The following is a 22,701-nucleotide window of genomic DNA, read 5'->3' as shown; positions in this document are numbered from 1 at the left end:
TCGCCAGGGAATCCCTAGGGAATGTCCACCCGACGCACCACACCGTCGACGGCGTCGGCGGCCTCGATCTCGCCACGCGTGATGCCCAGGATGAACAGCACAGTGTCCAGATACGGGTGGTTCAGCGAGGCGTCGGCAACGGCCCGCAGCGCGGGCTTGGCGTTGAACGCGACGCCGAGGCCGGCCGCCGACAACATGTCGATGTCGTTGGCGCCGTCGCCGACCGCGACGGTCTGCTCCATGGGCACACCGGCCTGGTTGGCGAAGTCGCGCAGCGCCTTGGCCTTGCCCGGGCGGTCGACGATGGGGCCGGTCACCCGGCCGGTCAGCTTGCCGTCGACGATCTCGAGGTGGTTGGCCGCCACGAAGTCGAGCATCAGTTCCTCGGCCAGCGGCTCGATCACCTGACGGAACCCACCGGACACCACACCGCAGTGGTATCCCAGCCGGCGCAGCGTGCGCAGCGTGGTGCGGGCGCCCGGCGTCAGCTCGATCTGGTCGGCGACCTCGTCGACCACCTCGGCAGGCAGGCCGGCGAGCGTGGCCACCCGCTCCCGCAGCGACTCCTCGAAGTCCAGTTCGCCGCGCATGGCGGCTTCGGTGATGGCCGCGACCTTCGCCTCGGCGCCGGCGCGCGCCGCCAGCATCTCGATGACCTCGCCCTGGATCAGCGTCGAGTCGACGTCGAACACGATGAGCCGCTTGGCCCGCCGGGCCAGGCTGTAGTCCTCGAGCGCGATGTCGACACCCTCGTCGACCGCGACACGGGCCAGCGCGGTCTGCAGCTGCGCGTAGGCGCCGCCCACCTGCGGCACCGACACCCGCAGCTCCAGACCCGTCACCGGGTAGTCGGAGACGCCGCGGATGAAGTCGATGTTGACCCCGAGCGCCGCCACCTCGCGGGCGACGACGGTGAAGGCCTCGGCGGTGATGGGCCGGCCCAGCACCACGATGGTGTGGGTCGACGGTTCGGTCAGGACGGGCTGGTCGTCACTACTGTCGATCGACACGTCGAGCCCCAGCTCGCCGATGGCCTGCTGCACGTCGGCGCGCAATACGTCGCTCGCCACCTCGGCCGGCACCGCGACCAGGACGCCGAGCGTCAGGCGGCCACGGATCACCACCTGCTCGACGTTCAACAGCTCGATGTTGTGCCGCGACAGCACGCCGAACAGCGTCGACGTCACACCTGGCTGGTCCAGTCCGGTGACGGTGATCAGCACCGACCCGTTTGAGTTGCTTTCCTGCGTCATCCGTTAGGTCCCCTAACGCAGAACCGCCCGCGCCTTAGGCGCGGGCGGGTCGGCTGATTTCTAGTGGTGCGATCGACCGATGTGCGCTTCGGCACGCATCCGCTCGACCATGTGCGGGTAGTGCAGCTCGAACGCCGGGCGCTCCGAACGGATGCGGGGCAGCTCGGTGAAGTTGTGCCGCGGCGGCGGGCAGCTGGTGGCCCACTCCAGGGAGTTGCCGTAGCCCCACGGGTCGTCGACGACGACGGGCTCGCCGTAACGCCAGCTCTTGAACACGTTCCACACGAAGGGCAGCGTGGACAGGCCCAGGATGAAGGCACCGATGGTCGAGATCACGTTCAGCGTGGTGAAGCCGTCGGAGGGCAGGTAGTCGGCGTACCGGCGCGGCATGCCCTCGTCACCGACCCAGTGCTGGACCAGGAAGGTGGTGTGGAAACCGATGAAGGTCAGCCAGAAGTGCAGCTTGCCCAGACGCTCGTCGAGCAGGCGGCCTGTCATCTTCGGGAACCAGAAGTAGATGCCCGCGTAGGTGGCGAACACGATGGTGCCGAACAGCACGTAGTGGAAGTGCGCGATGACGAAGTAGCTGTCCGTCACGTGGAAGTCCAGCGGCGGGCTGGCCAGCAGCACGCCCGACAGACCACCGAGCAGGAAGGTGATCAGGAAGCCGACCGAGAACAGCATCGGCGTCTCGAAGGTCAGCTGCCCCTTCCACATGGTGCCGATCCAGTTGAAGAACTTGATACCGGTCGGAACGGCGATCAGGAACGTCATGAACGAGAAGAACGGCAGCAGCACGGCGCCGGTGGCGTACATGTGGTGGGCCCACACGGCGACCGACAGGGCGGCGATACCGAGCGTTGCGTAGATCAGGGTGGTGTAACCGAAGATCGGCTTGCGGCTGAACACCGGGAAGATCTCCGAGACGATGCCGAAGAACGGCAGCGCGATGATGTACACCTCGGGGTGGCCGAAGAACCAGAACAGGTGCTGCCACAGCAGGACGCCGCCGTTGGCGGGGTCGTAGATGTGCGCGCCCAGGTGGCGGTCAGCAGCCAGGCCGAACAGCGCGGCGGTCAGCAGCGGGAAGGCCAGCAGCACCAGGATCGAGGTCACCAGGATGTTCCAGGTGAAGATCGGCATGCGGAACATCGTCATACCCGGGCAGCGCATGCAGACCACGGTGGTGACCATGTTGACCGCACCCAGGATGGTGCCCAGACCACCGACGGCCAGGCCGACGATCCACAGGTCGCCACCGGCACCGGGCGAGTGGATCGCGTCGGTCAGCGGCGAGTAGGCGGTCCAGCCGAAGTCAGCGGCACCACCGGGGGTGATGAAGCCGGCGATGGCGATCATGGCGCCGAACAGGAACAGCCAGAACGAGAAGGCGTTCAGACGCGGGAACGCGACGTCCGGGGCGCCGATCTGCAGCGGCAGCACCAGGTTGGCGAAGCCGAACACGATCGGGGTGGCGTAGAACAGCAGCATCACCGTGCCGTGCATGGTGAACAGCTGGTTGAACTGCTCGTTGCTCAGGAACTGCAGTCCCGGCATGGCCAGCTCGGTGCGCATGAACAGCGCCATCAGGCCACCGATGAAGAAGAACACGAAGCAGACGACGCAGTACATGATGCCGATCAGCTTGTGATCGGTCGTGGTCACCAGCTTGTAGATCAGGTTGCCCTTGGGGCCCATACGCTCCGGGAACGGGCGACGAGCCTCGAGTTCTCCGATTGGGGGCGCTTCGGCTACCAACAGATCCTCCAAATGTTCCGGGCGAATAGTTCGAGCACACGGGGCATCCCATGTTGTCTGCCGGTGATCTTATCCCCCATCGCACAGCCTTGCGGCGAGGGTCCTACAAACTGTCGTAATTGGCTGGACCGGCCGCTGACCCCGGCGTGGCGCCGGCGCCCGCGACCGCGCCTCATCTGGGCCTGACGGCGCGAGTGTTACCGTCGGCCACGTGCAGTTTCCGACTCCCCGTACCCGGCTGTCCAGCGCAAGCGCGGCGGTTCTCACCGCCCTGTGCGCGACGGCCGCGACCGTCCTGACGGGCTGTTCGGGACACACCAGCGAACCTCAGGCAGCGAACTCGGCGCCCATCACCAGCACCACCCGTATCGCCACCGCGGGCGTGCTGGGCAACCAGCGCCGGCCCGACGACTCGTGCGCGCCCACCCCGGCAGCGCTCGATGAGGGTCCCCCCACCCGTCAGGTGCACCACGCCGCCGGCTCCACCGACGTCAACGCGGACCCGCAGCGCATCGTCGTGCTCTCGGGCACCGCGCTCGACGCGCTGTGCGCGCTGGGACTGCAGTCCCGTGTCGTCGCCGCGGCGACCCCGACGGATTCGTCGGGCCAGACGTCATACCTGGGCACCGTCATCCACAACGTGCCGGCGGCCGGGACGCGTGGCGCACCCGACATGGCGGCGGTCAAGGCCGCCAACCCTGATCTGATCATCGGCTCGCAGGTGTCGGCGACGTCGGACACCTACGGCGCGTTGTCGGCGATCGCGCCGACGGTGCTCACCGGACCGTCCGGTGCGGCCTGGCAGGACGATCTGCGGATGGTCGGGGCGGCGACCGGCCGCGGTGCCGCCGCGGGCGCACTGGTCGACGGTTTCAACGCCGACGCCACCAGGGTCGGCGGGCAGAACGACGCCTCGCACTTCCAGGTGTCGGTGGTGCAGCTGACCGAGGGCACCCTGCGCATCTTCGGCGCCAACAACTTCCCGGGCAGCGTGCTGGCCCGCATCGGCGCGGATCGTCCTGCGCCACAACGATTCACCGACAAGCCCTACCGCGAGATCGACATCTCGAAGCTGGGGCCCGGCACCGATTTCTCGGCGGCCGACGGTGACATCGTCTACATGACGTTCGAGTCACCGGCGGCCAAGGACAAGGCCGCCGTGTTGCTCGACAGCCCGGCCTGGAAGAAGCTCGCCGCCACGCGCGACAACCGGGTGTTCGTGGTGAACAACGAGGTGTGGCAGACCGGTCAGGGCATCGTGGCGGCCCGCGGCATGCTCGACGACCTGCACTGGCTCAACGCGCCCATCAACTAGTCAGCCCGCGCCCTGCAACGCCTGCTGGCCGAACTGTCCCAGTTCCAGTGAGCCGTCGGGCAGTACCAGTTCGCCCGACTCGATGCGCTGTCGCAGGTAGGCGAACGTCTGCGCGGTCTGGGCGAACAGGTGCTCACCGGCACGCAGCGCCGGGCGCGGCTTGGCATCCGGCGAAGCGAACTGCGGCAGCGGTTTCACCTCGGTGTGGTAGTCGACGTTGAAGAACAGCGGGAACGAGTACCGCTCCTCGGCGACTTTGCGGACGCGGTGGCTGGTGGCCACGAACGCGCCGTTGGTCCACAGCTCCAGCAGGTCCCCGACATTGACGACGAACGTCCCGTCGACCGGCGGTACGTCGATCCACTCGCCCGCGCCGTTGAGCACCTCGAGGCCGGGGGCCGTCGGCTTGAGCAGGGTGAAGCATTCGTAGTCGGTGTGCGCGCCGATCCCGATGCTGTCGTGGGCGTCCGGGTTGTACGGATAGTGGATGAGCCGCAGCTGGCTCGGGGTCTTGGTGGCATGCCGGGAGAAGACCTCGGGATCCTCACCGAGGGCGACGGCGAACGCCCACAGCAGCCGCTGCCCCACGGCCAGCACCGCCTGGTAGTAGGCGGTCACCGCGTCGGCGAAGCCGGGTAGGTCCGGCCACGCGTTGGGGCCCAGCATGGGATTGCCGGCCAGGTAATCCGGGTCGTCGGCGGGCAGGTCCAGCGCGGTGTCGAACGCTTCCTTCAGATCCGGGACGGTGCCCTCCAGGCCCTCCTCGCCGACCGGCACATACCCGCGGTGACAGCGGGACAGCCCGATGTAGTTGCGCATCTTTTCTTCCACCGGCAGCGCGAAGTACTCCTTCACCGCCGCCAGCATCGCGCTGAACAACGACTCATCGATGCCGGTGCCGCTGATGTAGAAGAAGCCGACGTCGGCCGCCGCCCGGCCCAGCTCGGCGGCCACGCGGTGCTGCTCGGCACGCTCGGGTGACGACAATCCGCTGATGTCGATGATCGGCACCGACGTGAATGACGTTACGCCACTCATGAATTCACATTCCCTTCCGAGTTGTCCACCGTCCAGTGCACGCCATTGGCCTGGATTTCGTCGCCGACAGAAGCCATGTCGGCAAAGTCGATACCGAGGGCTCGCTGCTCGTCGCCGCCCACGGTGCCGAGCACCACCTGAGTGCCGTCGGCCCAGCCGAACATCGTGCCGACCCGGACCAGTAGCGCCGACGCTCCGGCGGGCCCGGACAAGTACAGCGCGCCCGTCGGCCCCGCGTCGCCGGAGTCGCGGACCCAATGCTCGATGTAGTGCTCATGCACGCCGGTCTCGACGAGAACGTCACCCTCCCAGTGCATTACGCCGGCGTCGGGATGCGGACCCGGCGTCGTGATGTCGAAGTCTCGATGCCACTCGAAGACGTCGCCGTCCTGGTGCAGGGTGCCCGCGAAGCCGCGGGAGTCCACGTAGGCCGTCAGGCTCTGCAGCCACAGCACCCCCGGTTCGGCGTCGCGCGTGCCGTCGACCTCGATCAACAGCGTGCGGCGCCAGAGGCCGGCGCAGTCGGTCAGCAGTGGTGTCACGACGATTCCTCCCAGTTGTGCTGCAGCATCCGCAGTCCGTCAACGGTGGACACTCCTATTGCCCGCACCCGCGCGATCCCGCCGTCCGGGTAGGCCTGTACGCGCAGTGCCGCCACGTCGGGCACGTCGACCGCGAACACCTGGCGCGCATCGGCGAGCAGTCGCGTCCGCGGCAGCACCGGAACGTCGAAAGCGACCATCCCCCAACCATGTTCCCGATCGGGACGGCTACGACTGCCCAGCACCGACACCTCCAGGCTGGCGTTGAACACGAAGTACGAGGTGTCGACCTCGATGCGGCGCAGGTCGGCGGGGGCGGCGAACGACACGATCACCGCGTCATGGGTGTCCGGTCCGACGTCACGGCGTCGGCGTGCCTCCCACCCGTCACCCATGTTGTGCGGCCGGTTCGGCAGGATCAGCGACGTGGCACTGGAATAGAAGCTGTCACTGCACCATTCGACCCGGCCACCGTTTTCGAGGCCGGACACCTCGACGGTGACATCGCTCCAGGACGCGGGGTCCGGCACCACGTCGCCGTAGGCCCGCAGCCGGGCGACGCCGCCGTCGGACTGCAACCGCAGCCGTAGATGCGTCCACCGCCTGCGGTCCGCGACGGCCAGCAGATTGTGCGAATCAGCCTTGAGCACAGTGGGTTCCACTATCGGCGTCCAGGCCACGGCGGGGTCTGTCGGATCGTCAGTGCGCGCCAGCACGCAGGCGTCCACCGCGCAGCCGCTCGGGTGATTGCCCGAGAAGAACCGGGTGTCCACGTCGATGGTGCGCAGCCGGCCGGGTGTCCCCAGCCGGATGATCGCCCAGTCTCCGGCCCGGCCGGCGTGGCGGCGGGTCTCCCAGCCGTCCACCACTTCGCCGCGCAGGTCGAAAGTTCCGGGCACAAAGGCGGGTTCGGCCGGGTCGACGAGTCGCTCCTTGAATCCGAAAGATTCGTCACTGGCGGCCACCACGCTGCCGCCGACGAGGCGCGAGGCGAGATCGACGTCGGTCATAGTCCCAGTGCCTCCGACAGCGGCCAGTGGCTGCGCGGGTTGTCCGGTCCTGGCGCGAACACTCCGGCCTTGCTGGTGGACAGACCCAGCCCGACGACGGCCTGCGCGAGGGCCACCGCGGCGGCGACCCCGTCGACCGCGGGCACCCCGAGCTTGGCGGAGATCGCCGCCGTCACTCCCGCCATGCCGGCGCACCCCAGGCAGATCACGTCGGCGCCGTCCTCGTTGATGGCGCGCGCCGCCTCGTCGACAATCGCCCGCACGGCGCCGGCGGGGTCGGCGTCCACGTCGGCCGTGCTGAGGCCGCAGGCCCTTACCGAGGCGCAGTGTGCGTTCAGGCCGGCCAGCAGCAGCCGGTCCTCGATGGGCGGGATCGACCGGGCGAGCGTCGTGATCACCGAGAACCGCCGGCCGATCAGATGCGCGACGTGTGCGGCGCATTCGGCGATGTCGAACACCGGCACCGTCAGCATCTCGGCGAGCGCGTCACGGCCGTGCTCGCCGAATCCGGCGAGGACGACGGCGTCGAAGTCGAAGTCACCCGACCGGGTGAGACGGGCCACCAGGTCCATCACCCCGACCGCGGAAAGGTAGCTCTCGGTGGACGAGTCGATCGCCGCCGAGCCGAAATACGGTGACATGCAGACGATCTCGGTGTCAGAATGCGCCGCCGATCGCGCGGCGGCCGCGATCTCGGCGGTCATGGCCGCCGAGGTGTTCGGATTGAGCACCAGGATTCTCATACCGGCTCCCCTACCAACGCCGGGGTGCCGGCAACCCAGGTCTGCAGTACCGAACCCCGCAGCGTGACACCGTCATACGGGCTCACCGGGTGGCGGTGCCGCAGCGTCGCCGCCCGCACGGTGTCGAGGGCACCAGGGTCGAAGGCGCACAGGTCGGCCCGCAGGCCCACCGCGATTCGTCCCCGGTCGGCGTAACCGGCCAGCGCGGCGGGCCGTTCCGACATCCACCGGCTCAGGTCGGCGAGCCCGAAACCGCGTGCGGCGGCCTGTGTCCACACCGCGCGCGGGCTGAGCTGCAGTGAGCTGATCCCGCCGAACGCCCGCCCGAAATCCCCGTCGCCCTTGAGCCGCGGCGCGCAGGGCGAGTGGTCGGACACCACCAGGTCCAGCGTGCCGTCGTGCAGCGCCGACCACAGCAGTTCACGGTTGGCGCCATCCCGGATCGGTGGGCAGCAGGCGAATTCGGTGCCACCGTCCTGGACCACCTCGGCGGCGAATGTCAGGTAATGCGGACAGGTTTCGGCCGTCACCGGTATCCCGGCCCGCTTGGCCTCGACCAGGCGCGCCAGCACGGTGGCGCTCGAGACGTGCACGATGTGCGCGCGGGCCCCGATCGCCGCCGCCGCGTCGATCACCAGGGCCACGGCATCGTCTTCGGCGGCGTCGGGTCGCGACGCCAGGAACGACCGGTATTCCCGGCCCGAAGGGGCTGGGCCGGCGTCGATCACCCGGTTGCTCTCGGCGTGCACCAGCAGCACCGACCCCAGTTCGGCGATACGCCCCATGGCATCCCGGAACTGGGCCGGGCTCAGGTGCGGGAAATGCGGGTTGCCCGAGTCGGCGAGGAAGCACTTGAAGCCGCGCACCCCGGCGCGCGCCAGGTCCGCCAGGTCGTCCAGGTTGCCGGGCACCACGCCACCCCAGTACCCGACGTCGACGTGGCAATTACCCGCTGCCGTGGCCTTTTTGATGTTCAGCGCCGCGACGCTGGTGGTCACCGGGTCGCAGTCCAGGGGCATGTCCACCACGGTGGTGATCCCGGCCGCGGCAGCCGCCGCGGTGGCGGTCTCGAATCCCTCCCAGTCGGTACCCGGATCGTTGATGTGCACGTGCGTGTCGACGAAACCGGGCAGCAGCACCACCGATTCGGGCAACCGGATGTCTTCTCCCGCCGGGCAATCGGCGTCGACCTCGCCGAGGAACGCGATGCGCCCCCGATCGATTCCCACCGCGGCCGGAACCTGGTGGCCGTCGATGAGCACCCGCTCGGCGCGCAGCACGCACTCCATCACAGCCCGCCGAATCTGTGGTGGAAATGCTCGGTGAGCTCGGGCCACACGTGTGGATCATGACCGGGAATCAGCTGAAAACCCCTGTCGGCAGCCAATTTCTTGAGACGGCGGATCGGCTCGATCGTGTCCTGCGGGTCGACGTCGATGAACCCGCCGATGGCGAGCTCGTGCTCGATGTTCTCCGTCAGATCGGCGGCGTCGAAGGCGAAGACGAAGCCGTCACCGCCGACGGACTGGTCGAGTTCGACGACGAAGCTCTGATGCCCCGGTGTGTGCCCATAGGTGGGCACCGCGGTGATGCCCGGGGCGATCTCGGCTTCCCCGTCGGCCAGGAGCCACTCGATGTTCGGGTCGTCGAAATCGATCCGATTGATCGCATTGCGTTCGGGTTCGGGGTGATTCGACAGCCCGTACTCGAGTTCACGACGCTGCGCGTGCACCGGGACCTTGCCGGCGAACAGCTTGAGCCCGCCGGCGTGGTCGTGGTGCAGATGGCTGACGGCGACGGTGTGGATCTCGTCGAAATCCACCCCGACCTCCGCCAGCCGCTGCTCGATCGGCTCACCCGGGCCGGGCAGCACCGGGCGGTACTCGACGGTCGGGAAGAACCGCCGGTACAGCGCCGGATCCCGCACGAGCGCGGTGTTGAATCCCGTGTCGAGCAGGACCCAACCACCGTCGGTCTGCAGCAACACCCCGGGCACCGGCTCGCGCATGCGCTCCTCCGGCGGTGCCCCGTACACCGACACCGACTTCGGCAGCTCCTCCCAGCCCAGGGTCAGCAGAATGATCCGCCGGACCCCGGGCTTGCCGACCAGAGTGGCCATCAGCCGACCGAAAGGGCGTTCAGACGCAGTGAATTCGGGTTGGTGACCACATGTGCCTGTTCGACGCCCTTGAGCCAGGGCTGGGCCACCATGAAGTCGTTCACGTCGGCGACATTCAGCCAGCACCCGGTCTTGACCGCTTCCACACCGGCCGTCGAGAAGTCCGGGGCCGAATCGGCGGGCAGGCCCTTGGCCAATGCGTCGGTCACCGCGGGCGACGAGCAGCCGAAGAAGTTCAGGCCGCCGCCGGCATCCCACGAGATGTGGCCCCAGGTGTACGGCGACGGCGCGTCGGGCCAGCCGACGTACGTCATGATCTCGGGTGCGGACTTTCCGTCAGTACCGACCCACCCGTAAATCTCCGACGTGGGATACGCCTGCACCTTGACGGTCAGACCGGCTGCGGCCAGTTCGGTCTGAATCAGGTTGCTGATCAACTGGTTGTCCGGGTTGCTCGAGTCGTAGCCGATGGTGACGGCCTTTTGATCGGCCGGCAGCGTCGCGGCGATGGCGGACAGCGCCGAGGGGTCGTGCGGCACCGACTGCTTGCCGTATTCGGCGGCCATCATGTTCGGCGGGTAGATCTGCTCGGCCTTCTTACCTCGCCCGAAATACGTCTGCTTGACCAGCTCGTCGACGTCGATCGCCTGCATCACCGCGTTGCGGTTCTTGGCGTCGGTCATCATGCCCTTGCTCGGGTTGATGTACACGTAGTTCGACATCATGGTCGGCAGCGAGTAGTTGGTGAACGCCTTGTTGTTCAGGTACGACTGGACCGCCGAGGACGGCAGATCGTGCAGGATGGCGGCCACCTGGCCGTTGTTGAACTGCAGCTGCTGCGCCGACACGTCGGTGATGACCGGGAGCTCGACCTTCTCGAAATACGGCTTGGTGCCCCAGTATTCGGGGAAGGCGGCCATCGCGTAGTGCGACCCCACCTGGGCGTCGGTCAGCACGAACGGCCCCGTGCCGAGATCGTGGGTGGTCAGGTAACCCTGCGCGTTGTCCGTGCCGGCGTTCTTCTTCAGTCCTTCAGGACTGAGCATGCGGGGGCCGTACGGACACGCCAGGTAATCGAGGAACGCCGAGTTGGGCGCCTTCAGCGTGACGGTGACGTCGTAATCCCCTTGTGTGGTGACCGATTCCACGTCCTTGACCATGTAGGCCGGGCCCTGGTTGACGGCCACCCGGCGATCGAACGACGCCTTGACCGCAGCCGACGTGAACGGCGTGCCGTCGTGGAACTTGACGCCCTCGCGGAGCTTGAACGTGAACACCTTGTTGTCCGGCGACGCCGTCCAGCTCGTGGCCAGCAGCGGTTCCAGGACGGCCTTGTCGACACCGGCCTTGTACTGCAGCAGACCTTCGTAGGTGTTGGTGGTCAGCAACAGACCTTGGCCCGCGTAGTAGATGTCGGGGTCCGGCGGCTGGCCCGGGTCCTGCAGGAACGACAGGTGCAGAACCTTGTCGGTGGGCGCGGCGTTGGGCGTGCCGCTGCCGGAATTCGAACCACCGCAACCGCTCAGCGTCAGCATCACGGCGGCACCGGCAGCGGCGATCCGCCAGCCTCCGCGCGCGCGACCGGGGACCTTGTGGCTCTTCATCATCGGGCAACTCCTTCGAGGGCGGGGCTGGACAATTCGGGCGGACACATTTCGGAAAAGGCGGTGAGGATCTCGTCGGTGGTGCGCATGGCACCGGCCTGCAGGTACTCCATGGCATCGAGCGCTGCGTCGTGCCGATAGGTCGACGAGCCGCCGACGCAGTCGGTCACGACGCGGACGTAGAAGTCACGCTGGTGCGCATCGGCGAAGGTGTAGTGCACGCAGACGTCGGTGAGCCCGCCGATGAGAATCAGCGTCGAGGCCCGCAGGCCCGACAGCACGATCTCGAAATCCGTTCCGATGAAACCGGAATAGCGGCGTTTGACGATGTGGAACTCGTGGTTGGGCCCGTCGAGGTCGGGCAGCAGCGCGGGATGCAGCGGGGTGCCCGGCCGGCCGTCCACGCAGTGCTCTCCCTCGGCGCCGTCGAGCTCGCGGCCGAAGTCGATCCCGTTGGGGCGGTGCACCTCCTGGAAGAACACGATCGGGATCCGCGCGGCGCGGGCGGCGGCGATCAGGCGCTGGGCCCGGGCGATCCGGCCGTCGTAACCGGCCATGTGCTCGATGCCGACCAACTCGGCCGGCATGTCGCCGGACTCCTGCATGTCGACGACGACCAGGACGGGATTACCAACGATGAGCGGCTGTTTCGGCACTTAACCTCCTGTGACTGCGATACGCGGATCAGCGGCGGCCTGCAGCAGGTCCACCACCGTGTTGATGACGACGTAGAGCGCACCGAGCATCAGCGTGACCCCGGCGATCGCCGGAAAATCCGCCACGGGAATGCTCTGCGCGACGTACTGTCCGATGCCGGGCCAGCCGAAGACCTGCTCGACCACCAAGACACCCGAAAACATCAGGCCCACTTGAAGTCCCGTCATCGACAGGGCGGCGCCGACCGAGTTGCGCAGCACATGCCTGGCCAGGATCCGGGTTTCGGACAGTCCCTTGGCGCGGGCCGTCCGCGCGTAGTCGCTGTCGATGTCGGCCAGCAGGCTGCTGCGCAACACCCGGCCGATCGCGACGGCCGGGCCGATCGCGATGACGAACGCCGGCAGGATCAGGTGGTGCGCGGCGTCGGCCACGACATCGAGCCGCCCGTGGAGCAGACCGTCGACGGTGAGCATGCCGGTCGGCCCCGTCGGCGGGCTCGGCACGGCACTGCGGCCGTTGGCCGGTACCCAGCCCAGGTCTTGGTAGAAGACGATGAGACCGAGGATGCCGAGCAGGAACATCGGCGCCGAGGAGCCGGCGAACAACACGGCTCGAAGGACGTTGGCGCCGCGCCACTTCAACGTCGTGCTGAACGCCAGCAGCACCGCGAGGACGATGGCGATAAGCAGGCCGGCGAGCGCCAGCTCCAGGGTTGCGGGGACGAACGACCCGAGATCGGACATCACCGCATGCCGGGTCCGGTACGACGTGCCCAGGTCGCCGGTCGCAGCGCCGGCGAGGTAGTGCCAGAACTGCACCAGCACAGGGTCATTCAGTCCCAGCGCGGCGCGCCGTGCCGCCACCGCATCGGCCGAGGCCTGTGCGCCCAGTTGGGCCTTCACCGGATCCAGCGGCGAGATGTTCTGCAGGACGAACATCACTCCCGTCAGGGCCACCAGAATGGCCACCATCGACCCCAACCGCGAGGCCACGAAGGTCTTCATGTCGTCACCCACCTCTCTTCACGCGCGCGCTCATCACCACCACCGGTTCGGCGGCCTAGGTCGTCTTCATCAGGTTGCGCAGGCAGTCGCCGGAGATGTTGGCGACCAGCGCCAGCACCAGCACGCCCAGTCCGGGCATGACCGGAATCCACCACTGCTGCAGGAAGTAGCTCAGGTTGCGCGCCGAGTCGGCACCGAGCTCGGGTGCCGGCGCGGCCTGACCGAGCCCGAGGAAGGACAAGCCGGCCAGGGTGAGGATCAGCGTGCCGATATCCAGGCTCGCGGCGACCAAGGCGTTGGGCACCGCGCCCGGCAGCAGGTGCCGTCCCGCGAGCCGAAATCGGCTGACGCCGGCCAGCTTTGCGGCCTCGACGTGGGGGCGTGCCGCCAGCCGTGCCACCTCCCCGCGCACCAGCCGCGCGTAGAACGGCCACCACACGATGGATACGGCGATCAGCGTGTGGAGGAAGCTCGGTCCCAGCGCGGCGACCACGGCGATCGCCAGCACCGGCGCGGGCAGCGACAGGAAGCCGTCTGTGATGCGCATCAGCGTCGAGTCGACCCAGCCACCGGCCGCCCCGGCGATCAGGCCCACGAGCCCGCCGATCAGCAGGCCCAGCGCGACGACCGCCAGCGCGGCCAGCCAACTCGACCGCGCGCCGTAGAGCACGCGGGACAGGATGTCGCGTCCCACGCTGTCGGTGCCGAGCAGGAACCCGTGCTCGCCCGGCGCCTGCAACGGCATCCCGACCGGGATCAGCGGGTCGTGCGGAGCCAGGAGCGGTACCGCGATGACGGCCAACGTCAACAGGATCACGAGGGAGAATCCCGCGCGGTTGAGGATCGTCGACCGGGACTGTGGCAGCGCCAGTCGCAGCCGGCCGCGACCGCGGGTGAGACTCGGGGCGGGGATCGCGATGGCCATCAGCGCACCTTCTCTTCGATACAGGCGACCTGGTGTGCGCCACCGGATTTGCCGACGAGTCGGACGTCGAGTTCGTCGCCGCTGCACGCGTCGACGGCGATCGGGCATCTCGGATGGAACGCACACCCGGTCGGCGGTGACAGCGGGCTCGCCGGTTCGCCTGGCAGGACCCGTGATTCGCGGCCGAGGTCGGGGATCGCGTCGACGAGCGCGCGCGTGTACGGGTGCGTCGGGTTGCCGATGACCTCTTCGGCCGGCCCGATCTCGACGATGCGGCCCAGGTACATCACGGCGATGCGATCGGCGACCACCCGCGCCACCGACAGGTCGTGCGTCACGAACACCACCGACATGTCCAGACCGCGGCGCAGGTCCCCGATCAGGTTGAGCACCGAGGCGGCAAGGGACACGTCCAGGGCGCTCGTGGGTTCGTCGCACAACAGCACCGCGGGTGGGACGACGGTGGCGCGGGCCAGCGAAACCCGTTGGCGCTGACCGCCGGACAGCTGGCCGGCGCGTGACTTCGCCACCTCCGCGGGCAGCCCCACGCGGTCGAGAACCTCGATGACGGCATCGCGCCGCGCGGCCCGCGACAGTTTCCGGCCGCGCAGTCGCTCGGCGATCAACTCGCCCACCGACAGCCACGGCGTGAGTGAGGCGCCGGCGTCCTGGAACACCATCTGCGGGCGCTGTTCGCCCGCCACCTCGACGGTGCCCGTGGTCGCCTTCTCCAGACCGGCGATCACCCGCAACAGCGTGGACTTTCCCGAACCGCTCTCCCCCACCAGCGCCACCGACTCGCCGTGCCCCACGCGCAGGGTCACGCCGCGCAGCGCCTGGAGCTTGCCGTGCGGCGCCACGGTGAAGGTCTTGGTCACGTCGGTCACCGTGACGGCGGCGGGCTGGTCCGCAGCAGCAGAGCTGATCGACTGTGCGGCAACGGGTTCCAATGCGGCGTCGGGCTCCACCGCCAGATCGGGCAGCTGCTCCGGGGTGAGCAGGCAGGCGCTGACCCGCCCGGGGCCGACGGGAACCGGTTCGGGAGAAGATTTCTCGCAGTTGTCGGTGGCTTGGTCACAGCGCGGGCTGAACGCGCATCCGGGTAGCGGTGACAGCGGGCTCGGCACCGAACCCGGCATCGCCGCGAGCCGACTGCCCCGCGCGGTGTCCAGCGTCAGCCGGGACCGCAGCAGCCCGCGGGTATAGGGGTGGGCCGGTGCGCCCAGAACGTCGGCGGCCGGGCCGACCTCGGCGATCCGGCCGGCGTAGAGCACGGCGATCCGGTCGGAAATCTGCGCGGCCACCCCGAGGTCGTGGGTGATGAAGACGATGCTGCAACCGATTTCGTCGCGGAGTCGCTGCAGCAGCCGCAGGACCTGGGCCTGCACGGTGACGTCCAGCGCGGTGGTCGGCTCGTCGGCGATGATGAGTTCGGGCGAGCCGGCGATCGCGATGGCGATCATCACGCGCTGGCGCAAGCCGCCGGAGAGCTCGTGCGGGTAGGCGCGCATCCGCCGCGCCGGGTCGGGTATGCCGACCGCGGTCAGCAGGCGCAGCGCTTCCTCGTCGCTGCCCGCGGCCTCGGCGACCTGCTTGCCGATCCGCATTGTCGGGTTGAGTGAGGTCATCGGGTCCTGGAACACCGCGCCCAGATCGAGGCGGCGAACCGTGCGCAGCGTCTTCGCGTCACCGTGGACCATGTCCGAGCCGGCGACCGAGATGCTGCCGTCGATCCGGGCGGACGCCGGCAGGAGCCCGAGCATGCCGAACCCCAATACGCTTTTCCCCGAACCCGATTCGCCCACGAGCCCGAGGATTTCGCCGCGCTGAACGGTCAGCGAGACCCCGCGCAACGCGTGTACCTCGCGGCCGTTGCGCTGGAACGTGACGTGCAGACCCGCCACGGTCGCCACCGCCTCGGGGGTCGGCGACACGGTCGCGACCTGCGTGGCATCCACCACCGATACAGCAGTGCCCATGTGCGCTCTCCTGCGTTCTGATCGCCATGCCTTGGTGCGTCGCTGACCGCTGGCCTGTCAGTTGACAGTTTTCTCCCCGGACCATCCCGCATGGTGTCGCCGAAGTAAGCACGATGTAAGCAACCGGGGGCCGTAAGTAACCGGCGGATATCGCAGGTTTCTGTCGCGTGACAGATACTGACCGCCGGTATCGATGACACCTGCCGTGGACCACGATGAATGAATGTCGACCACCCACACAGGAAGGCCTCGACTGCGGCCCCAGCGACGTCCGGGCATCACCGCACGAGACGAAATCCTCGATGCGGCAAGCGAATTGTTCACGACCTTGGGTTACACCGGTACGTCGACGCGAACCATCGCCGATTCGGTCGGCATCCGGCAGGCGTCGCTGTACCACTACTTCAAGACCAAGGACGACATCCTGTGCGCCGTACTGAGCCAGACCGTCGCCCCGACACTGGCGTTCATCCCGAGCCTGCTGAGCGCCACGCCGGCGTTGACCGCAACCGAGCACCTGCACGCCCTGGCGACGTTCGACGGAGATCAACTACTCGGTGGCACGTGGAATCTGGGCGCGCTCTACCTGCTTCCCGAACTGCGCGCCGATCGCCTGGAGCCCTTCTGGTCCGACCGCGAATGCCTGCGACAGCACTACCTGACCCTGAGCCGGGCAGTGCTGGAACGCACCGGCGTCCATCCGGCGGCCGCCGACCTGCCGTTCCGGCTGGTCGAATCGCTCGTCAACATGTGGTCGGTGCCGCACGGCCCCGAACGATGCGATCTGCCCATGCAGGTCGCCGATGCCGGTGTCCGCGTGCTGGGCGTCCTCGACGCCGAAACACCCGCACTACGCGAGCGCACCAGGCAGGTCATCGAACAACACACCTGCCCCGGATAACCTCTTAGCGTGTTTCACGTACTGAACATCACCTACACGCAACCCTTGGACGTCGTCGACCAGGCGCGGCCGGCGCATCTGGAATGGCTCGGCAAACTGGTCGAGGAGCGCCGCATCCTTCTTGCCGGCCGACTGGAGTCGCAGGCCGGCGCTGTGCTGATCGCCTCGGACATGACGGCCGAGGAAGCCGACGCGCTCACCGCCAGCGACCCGTACGTGCACGCCGGCGTCGCCACCTACGAGCGTGTGAGCTTCAACGCCGGCTTCCGCGCCACCGGGCTCTAACCGGAAATTCACAGCCGAATCCGGGATTAGTTCGGCGACGGCCGCCGTTGAGTGTGGTCAGGGCCTGACGCAGTGCCCCACATTTCGTTACCTTCGCTAATCTTTGTAGCAGGTAACCGCCGCTAGGCAAGCCGAGAATGAAGAGGACTGACACGCATGACCACGACCGTTTCCGCCTACGCCGCGACTTCAGCGACCAGCCCGCTGACCAAGACCACCATCGAGCGCCGTGACATCGGCCCGCACGACGTGGCATTCGACATCAAGTTCGCGGGCATCTGTCACTCGGACATCCACACCGTCAAGTCCGAATGGGGCCCGGCCAACTACCCCGTCGTACCCGGCCACGAGATCGCCGGCGTCGTCACCGCCGTCGGCTCCGAGGTGACCAAGTACAAGGTCGGTGACCACGTCGGCGTCGGCTGCTTCGTCGACTCGTGCCGCGAGTGCGAGAACTGCCTGGCCGGCCTGCAGCAGTACTGCACCGGCAAGGGCGGCAACATCGGCACGTACAACGCCACCGGCCGTGACGGCACGCCCACCTACGGCGGCTACAGCACCGCCATCGTCGTCGACGAGAACTACGTGCTGCGCATCCCGGACAGCATCCCGCTGGACAAGGCCGCGCCCCTGCTGTGCGCCGGCATCACGCTGTACTCGCCGCTGCGGCACTGGAACGCCGGGCCGGGCAAGAAGGTCGCCATCGTCGGTCTCGGCGGCCTGGGCCACGTCGGCGTGAAGCTCGCCGTCGCGATGGGCGCCGAGGTCACCGTGCTGAGCCAGTCGCTCAAGAAGATGGAAGACGGTCTGCGCCTGGGCGCACACCACTACCACGCCACCAATGACCCGGACACCTTCAAGAAGCTGGCCGGCAGCTTCGACCTCATCATCAACACGGTGTCGGCGAACCTCAACATGGGGCTCTACCTGAACCTGCTGAAGTCCGACGGCACGCTCGTCGAGCTCGGTGCGCCCGAGAAGCCGCTCGAGGTGCCGGTGTTCCCGCTGATCGGCATGCGTCGCACGCTCGCCGGTTCGTTGATCGGCGGCATCCCGGAGACCCAGGAGATGCTGGACTTCTGCGCCGAGCACGACGTCACCCCGGAGATCGAGATCATCGAGGCGTCCTACGTCAACGAGGCCTACGAGCGCGTCATCGCCAGTGACGTGCGGTACCGCTTCGTGATCGACACCGCGACCATCTAGCCGCGGGTTTCTCGTCAACGCCGAGGATTGCAGTCGAATAGTGACTGCAATCCTCGGCGTAACGCGTTATCGGCCGTCTGCGCCGGGGCCGGCGTCAGGCAACAGGTCCAGACCGGCCAACGGCCAGCCGGCCGCAGCCAGTTTGGCAGCCACCCGCGCGACGTTCTCCGGGCCGGCGTCATGGTGGGTGACGTCGGCGATGAACTCGGCGATGTCGTCGCGCTCGATGGGATTGTCGACGTCGGCGGGCGCTGAGGCCTCGGCGATATTGCGCACCACTTCGGCGACCTGCTCCTCGGTCAGCGGCGTGGCCCGCAGCAATGCCAGCAGCGGCACCCGGTCGGGGCCAGGGACCCCCTCCGGGTAACCGGCACGCAGCCAGTTCAGCACCGAAAGCAGCAGCGACTTCGTCGACACCCGGTAAGTCTCGCCGCTGCCCGGTCAACCCACCACTGGACGCGCCGACATCTGGGCGCTGAAGCAATCCCCGGAGTACAAACTGACCGAGGCGGGAACCACTTTTCACGGGATCGGGGGTTCGCGCGTCTGCTCGCGGAGTACCGGCCACAATCTCCCTTGTGCCCGACGATGCGGTGGACATCCTGCAACGCTGGGAGCTTGCAGGTGGCGTCTGGCGGGTCATCGGCCGCCGCGCGGACGAACTGACGATCGGACTGTTCCAGTGCGACGGCGGTGAGCGGGTCGACGTGATCCGCTCCGGCGATGCCGCCCTGCTCGCCTTCGTCGGCGACCGGGAGTCCAACGCGGACTGAGCTGCCCTGTTGACGGAATTTACTGTCACGCATTAATACTTGGAGCATGACGTCCGCTCGCCGCCGTGCTCCACTGCCCCAGTTGGCCCTTGCCGGCGTGGCCATCGCCCTGCTGCCGGCGGGCGTCGCGCAGGCCGATCCCGAGCCGGTACCGGTACCGGCTCCCGTATCCGCCGGCGTCACCAGTGTCCTCAACGACTGGCAGAAATCCGTCTGTGCGCCAGGCAGTTTCAACCAGGACGATCCCGCCATCGCCGCCCGCGACTGGCCCGGCGCGGTCCGGGCGGGCACCTGCGCGAGCGCGGTGAATCCCGGCCTGACCAACGGCCTGTGGATCACGCAGTGGACCGCCAACAGCGACATGACCTCGGCACTGCAGCGCAATTTCATGGCGCTGTTCGCGTCGGCCGTCAGCGATCAGACGGCGATCATCACCTTCGCGGTGGCCAGCCCCGAGGCACGCAAATCCCTTGAGCCACTGACGAAGTTCGGGTTCACCATCAACCCGGTGCCGCCGCTGGCCTGACGGCCTGGCGTCAGTGGCCGTGGCTACCGGGGCTGGTGTGGCCACCCGTCGTCGTCGTTCCACCCGGGTTTCCCGGATGGTCATTGTTCAGGTCCGACGGCATGTGGCACTGACCTTCGATGACGACCTGCCCGGGCTCGCACACGATCGTGTCGTCGGCGACCGCAGCCGGCGCTGCGATGGTCAGCGCCAGGGCGCCCAGAGCACCGGCAGTGAATAGACGTGAGTTCGAAGTCGATAGCGCCATGATCGGCCCGCCTGTTCTCGACGTGTAAAGAACAATATTAACGCCGAGACAAATAACTGCGGGGCGTATTCGGCCAGCCAATACGCCCCGCAATCACAGCACTGAACTGCGCTTCAGAAGTCCCAGTCCGAGTCTTCCGTATTGACGGCCTTGCCGATGACATACGACGAACCCGAGCCCGAGAAGAAGTCGTGGTTCTCGTCGGCGTTGGGCGAGAGCGCCGACAGGATCGCCGGGTTCACGTCGGTCTCGTCGCGCGGGAACAGCGCTTCGTAGCCGAGGTTCATCAGCGCCTTGTTGGCGTTGTAGCGCAGGAACTTCTTGACGTCCTCGGTGAGGCCGACGCCGTCGTACAGGTCCTGGGTGTACTCCACCTCGTTGTCGTACAGCTCGAACAGCAGCTCGTAGGTGTAGTCCTTGAGCTCGGTCCGCTTGGCCTCGTCGACCGCCGCCAGTCCGCGCTGGTACTTGTAGCCGATGTAGTAGCCGTGCACCGCTTCGTCACGGATGATCAGGCGGATCATGTCGGCGGTGTTGGTGAGCTTGGCGCGCGAGGACCAGTACATCGGCAGGTAGAAGCCGGAGTAGAACAGGAAGCTCTCGAGCAGCGTCGAGGCCACCTTGCGCTTGAGCGGCTCGTCCCCCCGGTAGTACTTCATGACGATCTCGGCCTTGCGCTGCAGGTTCGGGTTCTCCTCCGACCAGCGGAACGCCTCGTCGATCTCGACGGTCGAGCACAGCGTCGAGAAGATGTTGCTGTAGCTCTTGGCGTGCACCGACTCCATGAAGGCGATGTTGGTGTAGACGGCCTGCTCGTGCGGGGTCAGCGCGTCGGGGATCAGGCTGACGGCGCCGACGGTGCCCTGGATGGTGTCCAGCAGCGTCAGGCCGGTGAAAACCCGCATGGTGAGCTGCTTTTCGCTGTCGGTCAGGGTGCCCCAGGACGGGATGTCGTTGGACACCGGCACCTTCTCCGGCAACCAGAAGTTGCCCGTGAGACGGTCCCAGACCTCCGCGTCCTTGTCGTCCTGCACGCGGTTCCAGTTGATCGCGGAGGCCCGGTCGATCAGCTTCATACCTTCAGACACCGTGACCCCATTTCGACTGGAACTGTGTTTGCCGGATCGGCACCACAGACACTACCCCTGGTGTCTGCCATCGCCGAACACCGCTAAAAGTTGTGTTCGCGTGTCGCGCACACGGAGCCGATTCAGCGGATGAACTCATACTCGGTCGACTTGAATTTTCTGGTTTCCAGCCAGTACTGCCAGGTCATGCCGCTCCACAAGGTGCGGTTGACGCCGTGCTCGTCCATGTACCAGCTGTGGCAACCACCGGTGCTCCATACGGTGCCGGCCAGGTTCTGCTGCAGCTCGGCGTTGTACTCGTCCTGGGCGCGTCGGCTCGGCATCAGCGCGGCGGCGCCCGCCTTGTCGGCCGCGGCGATGGCCTGCGCGGCGTAGCGGATCTGCGACTCGATCATGAACACCACCGAGTTGTGGCCGAGCGCGGTGTTCGGGCCGAGCAGGAAGAACAGGTTCGGCATGTTCGCCACCGTGATGCCGCGGTGCGCCGCCATGCCCTCGCGGTTCCACCGGTCGACGAGGTCCTCTCCCCCGAGGCCCTTGATGTCGACATAGGTGTACGAGTCGGTGACGTGGAAACCGGTGCACCACACCACCACATCGACGGGATGCTCGACACCGTCGCGGGTGACGATGCCGGCCGCGGTCATCCGCTCGATGCCCTCGGTGAAGACCTGCGTTTTCGGGTTGGCAATCCCGCGATAGTAGGTGTCGGAATTCAGGATTCGCTTACAGCCCGCCACGTAGTTCGGGGTCAGCTTCCGCCGCAGCTCGGGGTCCTTGATGCTGCGGTTGATGTTCCATTTGCCCAGCAGCTCACCGATTTTGAGCAGTCGCGGCTGCTTGGTCATGGCGAAGCCGACGCCTTCGTGAATCCAGTAGATGGCGTCCCGCATGAGCGCCCGCGTACCCGGCACCCGGCGGAAGGTGTTCTTCACCCACTCCGGAAATGCGTTGTTGGGCCGGGGCATGACCCACGCCGGGGTGCGCTGGTACAGGTGCAACTCGGACACCTGGTCGACGATCGCGGGCACGATCTGGATGGCGCTGGCGCCGGTCCCGATCACCGCGACGCGCTTGCCGGTGATGTCGACGCTGTGGTCCCACTGCGCGGAATGGAAAGCGGCACCGGCGAATTCGTCGCTGCCTTCGATCTCCGGAATGGACGGGATGTGCAGCCCACCGGCGCCGGAGATCAGGAACTGGGCGATGTACTCCTGGCCGTCGGTGTCGTAGATGTGCCAGCGCCGCTCGTCTTCGTCCCAGTGCGCGCGGTCGACGTGGGTGTTGAACCGGATGTTGCGCCGGAGGTTGTGCTTGTCGGTGACGCCCTTGAGGTAGTCGAAGATCTCGGGCTGGAACGACCACATGTGCGTCCAGTCGGCCTTCGGCTCGAAGGAGAACGAGTACATGTGTGACGGGATGTCGCACGCGCAGCCCGGGTAGGTGTTGTCGCGCCAGGTGCCGCCGACCTCGTCGGCCTTCTCCAGGATCAGGAAGTCGCGCTCGCCGAAGCCCTGCTTGCGCAGCGCGATGCCCATGCCCAGCCCGGAGAAACCGGACCCGATGATCACCGCCCGCGTCACGATGGGCTCGGCGGCCTCGTTGCCGACGGACTGCGCTCCAGTTGACTGCTCGACCGTCATGAACCTGCTCTTTCCTGGGAACGGCGGTACCGGATACTGCACAGTCTCCGGTCAGACCCCCGAGGTGTCAACGCACCACGTCAGG

Annotated in this window: 23 protein-coding genes; 6 read left to right on the top strand and 17 right to left on the bottom strand. The window is 67.4% G+C overall.

The genetic code is table 11. The annotated features are described in order from the left end of the window. Window positions 1–14: 14 nt before the first annotated feature. Together serB and ctaD are read right to left on the bottom strand one after the other, a co-directional pair. A complete protein-coding gene (gene serB / locus BR47_RS0114005; protein ID WP_020103124.1) occupies window positions 15–1,253 on the bottom strand; it encodes a phosphoserine phosphatase SerB in 1,239 nt (412 codons plus the stop codon). Between the two features lie 60 nt (window positions 1,254–1,313). Further along, window positions 1,314–3,011 (bottom strand): aa3-type cytochrome oxidase subunit I, encoded by a 1,698-nt coding sequence (ctaD, locus tag BR47_RS0114000; RefSeq protein ID WP_029119898.1) that lies wholly within the window; start codon window positions 3,009–3,011, stop codon window positions 1,314–1,316. 211 nt (window positions 3,012–3,222) lie between these two features. On the opposite strand from ctaD, the gene BR47_RS0113995 reads away from it, so the two are divergent. Then, a complete protein-coding gene (locus BR47_RS0113995; RefSeq protein WP_081831291.1) occupies window positions 3,223–4,326 on the top strand; it encodes an ABC transporter substrate-binding protein in 1,104 nt (367 codons plus the stop codon). Here the strand turns inward: BR47_RS0113995 and BR47_RS0113990 are convergent, their stop codons facing one another. Genes BR47_RS0113990 through BR47_RS0113940 form a run of 11 tightly spaced genes read right to left on the bottom strand, consistent with a single transcriptional unit; the run spans window position 4,327 to window position 15,947 of the window. Continuing rightward, window positions 4,327–5,364 (bottom strand): isopenicillin N synthase family dioxygenase, encoded by a 1,038-nt coding sequence (locus tag BR47_RS0113990; RefSeq protein ID WP_029119896.1) that lies wholly within the window; start codon window positions 5,362–5,364, stop codon window positions 4,327–4,329. Further along, on the bottom strand, window positions 5,361–5,906 hold the full coding sequence (locus tag BR47_RS0113985; RefSeq protein ID WP_020103979.1) for a hypothetical protein: 546 nt from the start codon (window positions 5,904–5,906) through the stop codon (window positions 5,361–5,363). Before BR47_RS0113985 ends, BR47_RS0113990 begins: the two co-directional genes overlap by 4 nt. Further along, window positions 5,903–6,916, bottom strand: coding sequence for an allantoicase (alc, locus tag BR47_RS0113980; protein WP_029119895.1), 1,014 nt, complete (start codon window positions 6,914–6,916; stop codon window positions 5,903–5,905). Before alc ends, BR47_RS0113985 begins: the two co-directional genes overlap by 4 nt. Next, window positions 6,913–7,659: an aspartate/glutamate racemase family protein gene (locus BR47_RS0113975; protein ID WP_029119894.1), complete on the bottom strand. Its 747-nt coding sequence runs from the start codon at window positions 7,657–7,659 to the stop codon at window positions 6,913–6,915. Before BR47_RS0113975 ends, alc begins: the two co-directional genes overlap by 4 nt. After that, complete coding sequence (gene allB, locus BR47_RS0113970; protein ID WP_029119893.1) at window positions 7,656–8,948, bottom strand: allantoinase AllB; 1,293 nt, start codon at window positions 8,946–8,948, stop codon at window positions 7,656–7,658. The genes BR47_RS0113975 and allB overlap by 4 nt, the downstream gene beginning before the upstream one ends. After that, window positions 8,948–9,778: an N-acyl homoserine lactonase family protein gene (locus BR47_RS0113965; protein WP_020103983.1), complete on the bottom strand. Its 831-nt coding sequence runs from the start codon at window positions 9,776–9,778 to the stop codon at window positions 8,948–8,950. Before BR47_RS0113965 ends, allB begins: the two co-directional genes overlap by 1 nt. Continuing rightward, window positions 9,778–11,382 (bottom strand): ABC transporter substrate-binding protein, encoded by a 1,605-nt coding sequence (locus BR47_RS0113960; RefSeq protein ID WP_020103984.1) that lies wholly within the window; start codon window positions 11,380–11,382, stop codon window positions 9,778–9,780. Before BR47_RS0113960 ends, BR47_RS0113965 begins: the two co-directional genes overlap by 1 nt. After that, a complete protein-coding gene (locus tag BR47_RS0113955) occupies window positions 11,382–12,038 on the bottom strand; it encodes a cysteine hydrolase family protein (RefSeq protein WP_020103985.1) in 657 nt (218 codons plus the stop codon). Before BR47_RS0113955 ends, BR47_RS0113960 begins: the two co-directional genes overlap by 1 nt. Then, window positions 12,039–13,043 (bottom strand): ABC transporter permease, encoded by a 1,005-nt coding sequence (locus BR47_RS0113950; protein ID WP_029105806.1) that lies wholly within the window; start codon window positions 13,041–13,043, stop codon window positions 12,039–12,041. A gap of 55 nt (window positions 13,044–13,098) precedes the next feature. Next, a complete protein-coding gene (locus BR47_RS0113945; RefSeq protein WP_020103987.1) occupies window positions 13,099–13,968 on the bottom strand; it encodes an ABC transporter permease in 870 nt (289 codons plus the stop codon). Next, the gene (locus BR47_RS0113940) at window positions 13,968–15,947 is read right to left on the bottom strand and encodes a dipeptide ABC transporter ATP-binding protein (RefSeq protein WP_029119892.1); all 1,980 of its coding nucleotides are present in this window, start codon (window positions 15,945–15,947) and stop codon (window positions 13,968–13,970) included. The genes BR47_RS0113945 and BR47_RS0113940 overlap by 1 nt, the downstream gene beginning before the upstream one ends. A gap of 223 nt (window positions 15,948–16,170) precedes the next feature. On the opposite strand from BR47_RS0113940, the gene BR47_RS0113935 reads away from it, so the two are divergent. The 3 genes from BR47_RS0113935 to BR47_RS0113925 all read left to right on the top strand — a co-directional run bounded on the left by BR47_RS0113935 (window position 16,171) and on the right by BR47_RS0113925 (window position 18,339). Continuing rightward, window positions 16,171–16,848 carry a TetR/AcrR family transcriptional regulator gene (locus BR47_RS0113935; protein ID WP_029105808.1) on the top strand — a complete coding sequence of 226 codons (678 nt, stop codon included), beginning with the start codon at window positions 16,171–16,173 and terminating at the stop codon, window positions 16,846–16,848. Window positions 16,849–16,857: 9 nt separating this feature from the next. Next, window positions 16,858–17,133: a YciI family protein gene (locus tag BR47_RS0113930; RefSeq protein WP_029119891.1), complete on the top strand. Its 276-nt coding sequence runs from the start codon at window positions 16,858–16,860 to the stop codon at window positions 17,131–17,133. Between the two features lie 156 nt (window positions 17,134–17,289). Next, the gene (locus BR47_RS0113925; protein ID WP_020103991.1) at window positions 17,290–18,339 is read left to right on the top strand and encodes an NAD(P)-dependent alcohol dehydrogenase; all 1,050 of its coding nucleotides are present in this window, start codon (window positions 17,290–17,292) and stop codon (window positions 18,337–18,339) included. A 66-nt stretch (window positions 18,340–18,405) separates the two neighbouring features. Here the strand turns inward: BR47_RS0113925 and BR47_RS30505 are convergent, their stop codons facing one another. Beyond that, complete coding sequence (locus BR47_RS30505; protein ID WP_036427313.1) at window positions 18,406–18,756, bottom strand: DUF3349 domain-containing protein; 351 nt, start codon at window positions 18,754–18,756, stop codon at window positions 18,406–18,408. Between the two features lie 161 nt (window positions 18,757–18,917). On the opposite strand from BR47_RS30505, the gene BR47_RS0113915 reads away from it, so the two are divergent. Next, window positions 18,918–19,112 (top strand): hypothetical protein, encoded by a 195-nt coding sequence (locus tag BR47_RS0113915; RefSeq protein WP_029119890.1) that lies wholly within the window; start codon window positions 18,918–18,920, stop codon window positions 19,110–19,112. Window positions 19,113–19,158: 46 nt separating this feature from the next. Further along, window positions 19,159–19,638, top strand: coding sequence for a hypothetical protein (locus BR47_RS0113910; protein WP_036427311.1), 480 nt, complete (start codon window positions 19,159–19,161; stop codon window positions 19,636–19,638). A gap of 10 nt (window positions 19,639–19,648) precedes the next feature. On the opposite strand, the gene BR47_RS0113905 is transcribed toward BR47_RS0113910, so the two are convergent. The 3 genes from BR47_RS0113905 to BR47_RS0113895 all read right to left on the bottom strand — a co-directional run bounded on the left by BR47_RS0113905 (window position 19,649) and on the right by BR47_RS0113895 (window position 22,616). Continuing rightward, window positions 19,649–19,885, bottom strand: coding sequence for a hypothetical protein (locus tag BR47_RS0113905; protein WP_029119888.1), 237 nt, complete (start codon window positions 19,883–19,885; stop codon window positions 19,649–19,651). Between the two features lie 113 nt (window positions 19,886–19,998). Further along, on the bottom strand, window positions 19,999–20,961 hold the full coding sequence (nrdF, locus tag BR47_RS0113900) for a class 1b ribonucleoside-diphosphate reductase subunit beta (RefSeq protein ID WP_036427309.1): 963 nt from the start codon (window positions 20,959–20,961) through the stop codon (window positions 19,999–20,001). A 134-nt stretch (window positions 20,962–21,095) separates the two neighbouring features. Then, complete coding sequence (locus BR47_RS0113895) at window positions 21,096–22,616, bottom strand: flavin-containing monooxygenase (RefSeq protein ID WP_029119886.1); 1,521 nt, start codon at window positions 22,614–22,616, stop codon at window positions 21,096–21,098. Between the last annotated feature and the right edge of the window lie 85 nt (window positions 22,617–22,701).

The organism is Mycobacterium sp. UNC410CL29Cvi84 (assembly GCF_000686745.1).
In the GTDB taxonomy this organism is placed as follows: Bacteria; Actinomycetota; Actinomycetes; order Mycobacteriales; family Mycobacteriaceae; genus Mycobacterium; species Mycobacterium mucogenicum_B.
Note: the sequence above shows the minus strand (reverse complement) of the source record. Positions and strands in the feature narration are given on the sequence as shown.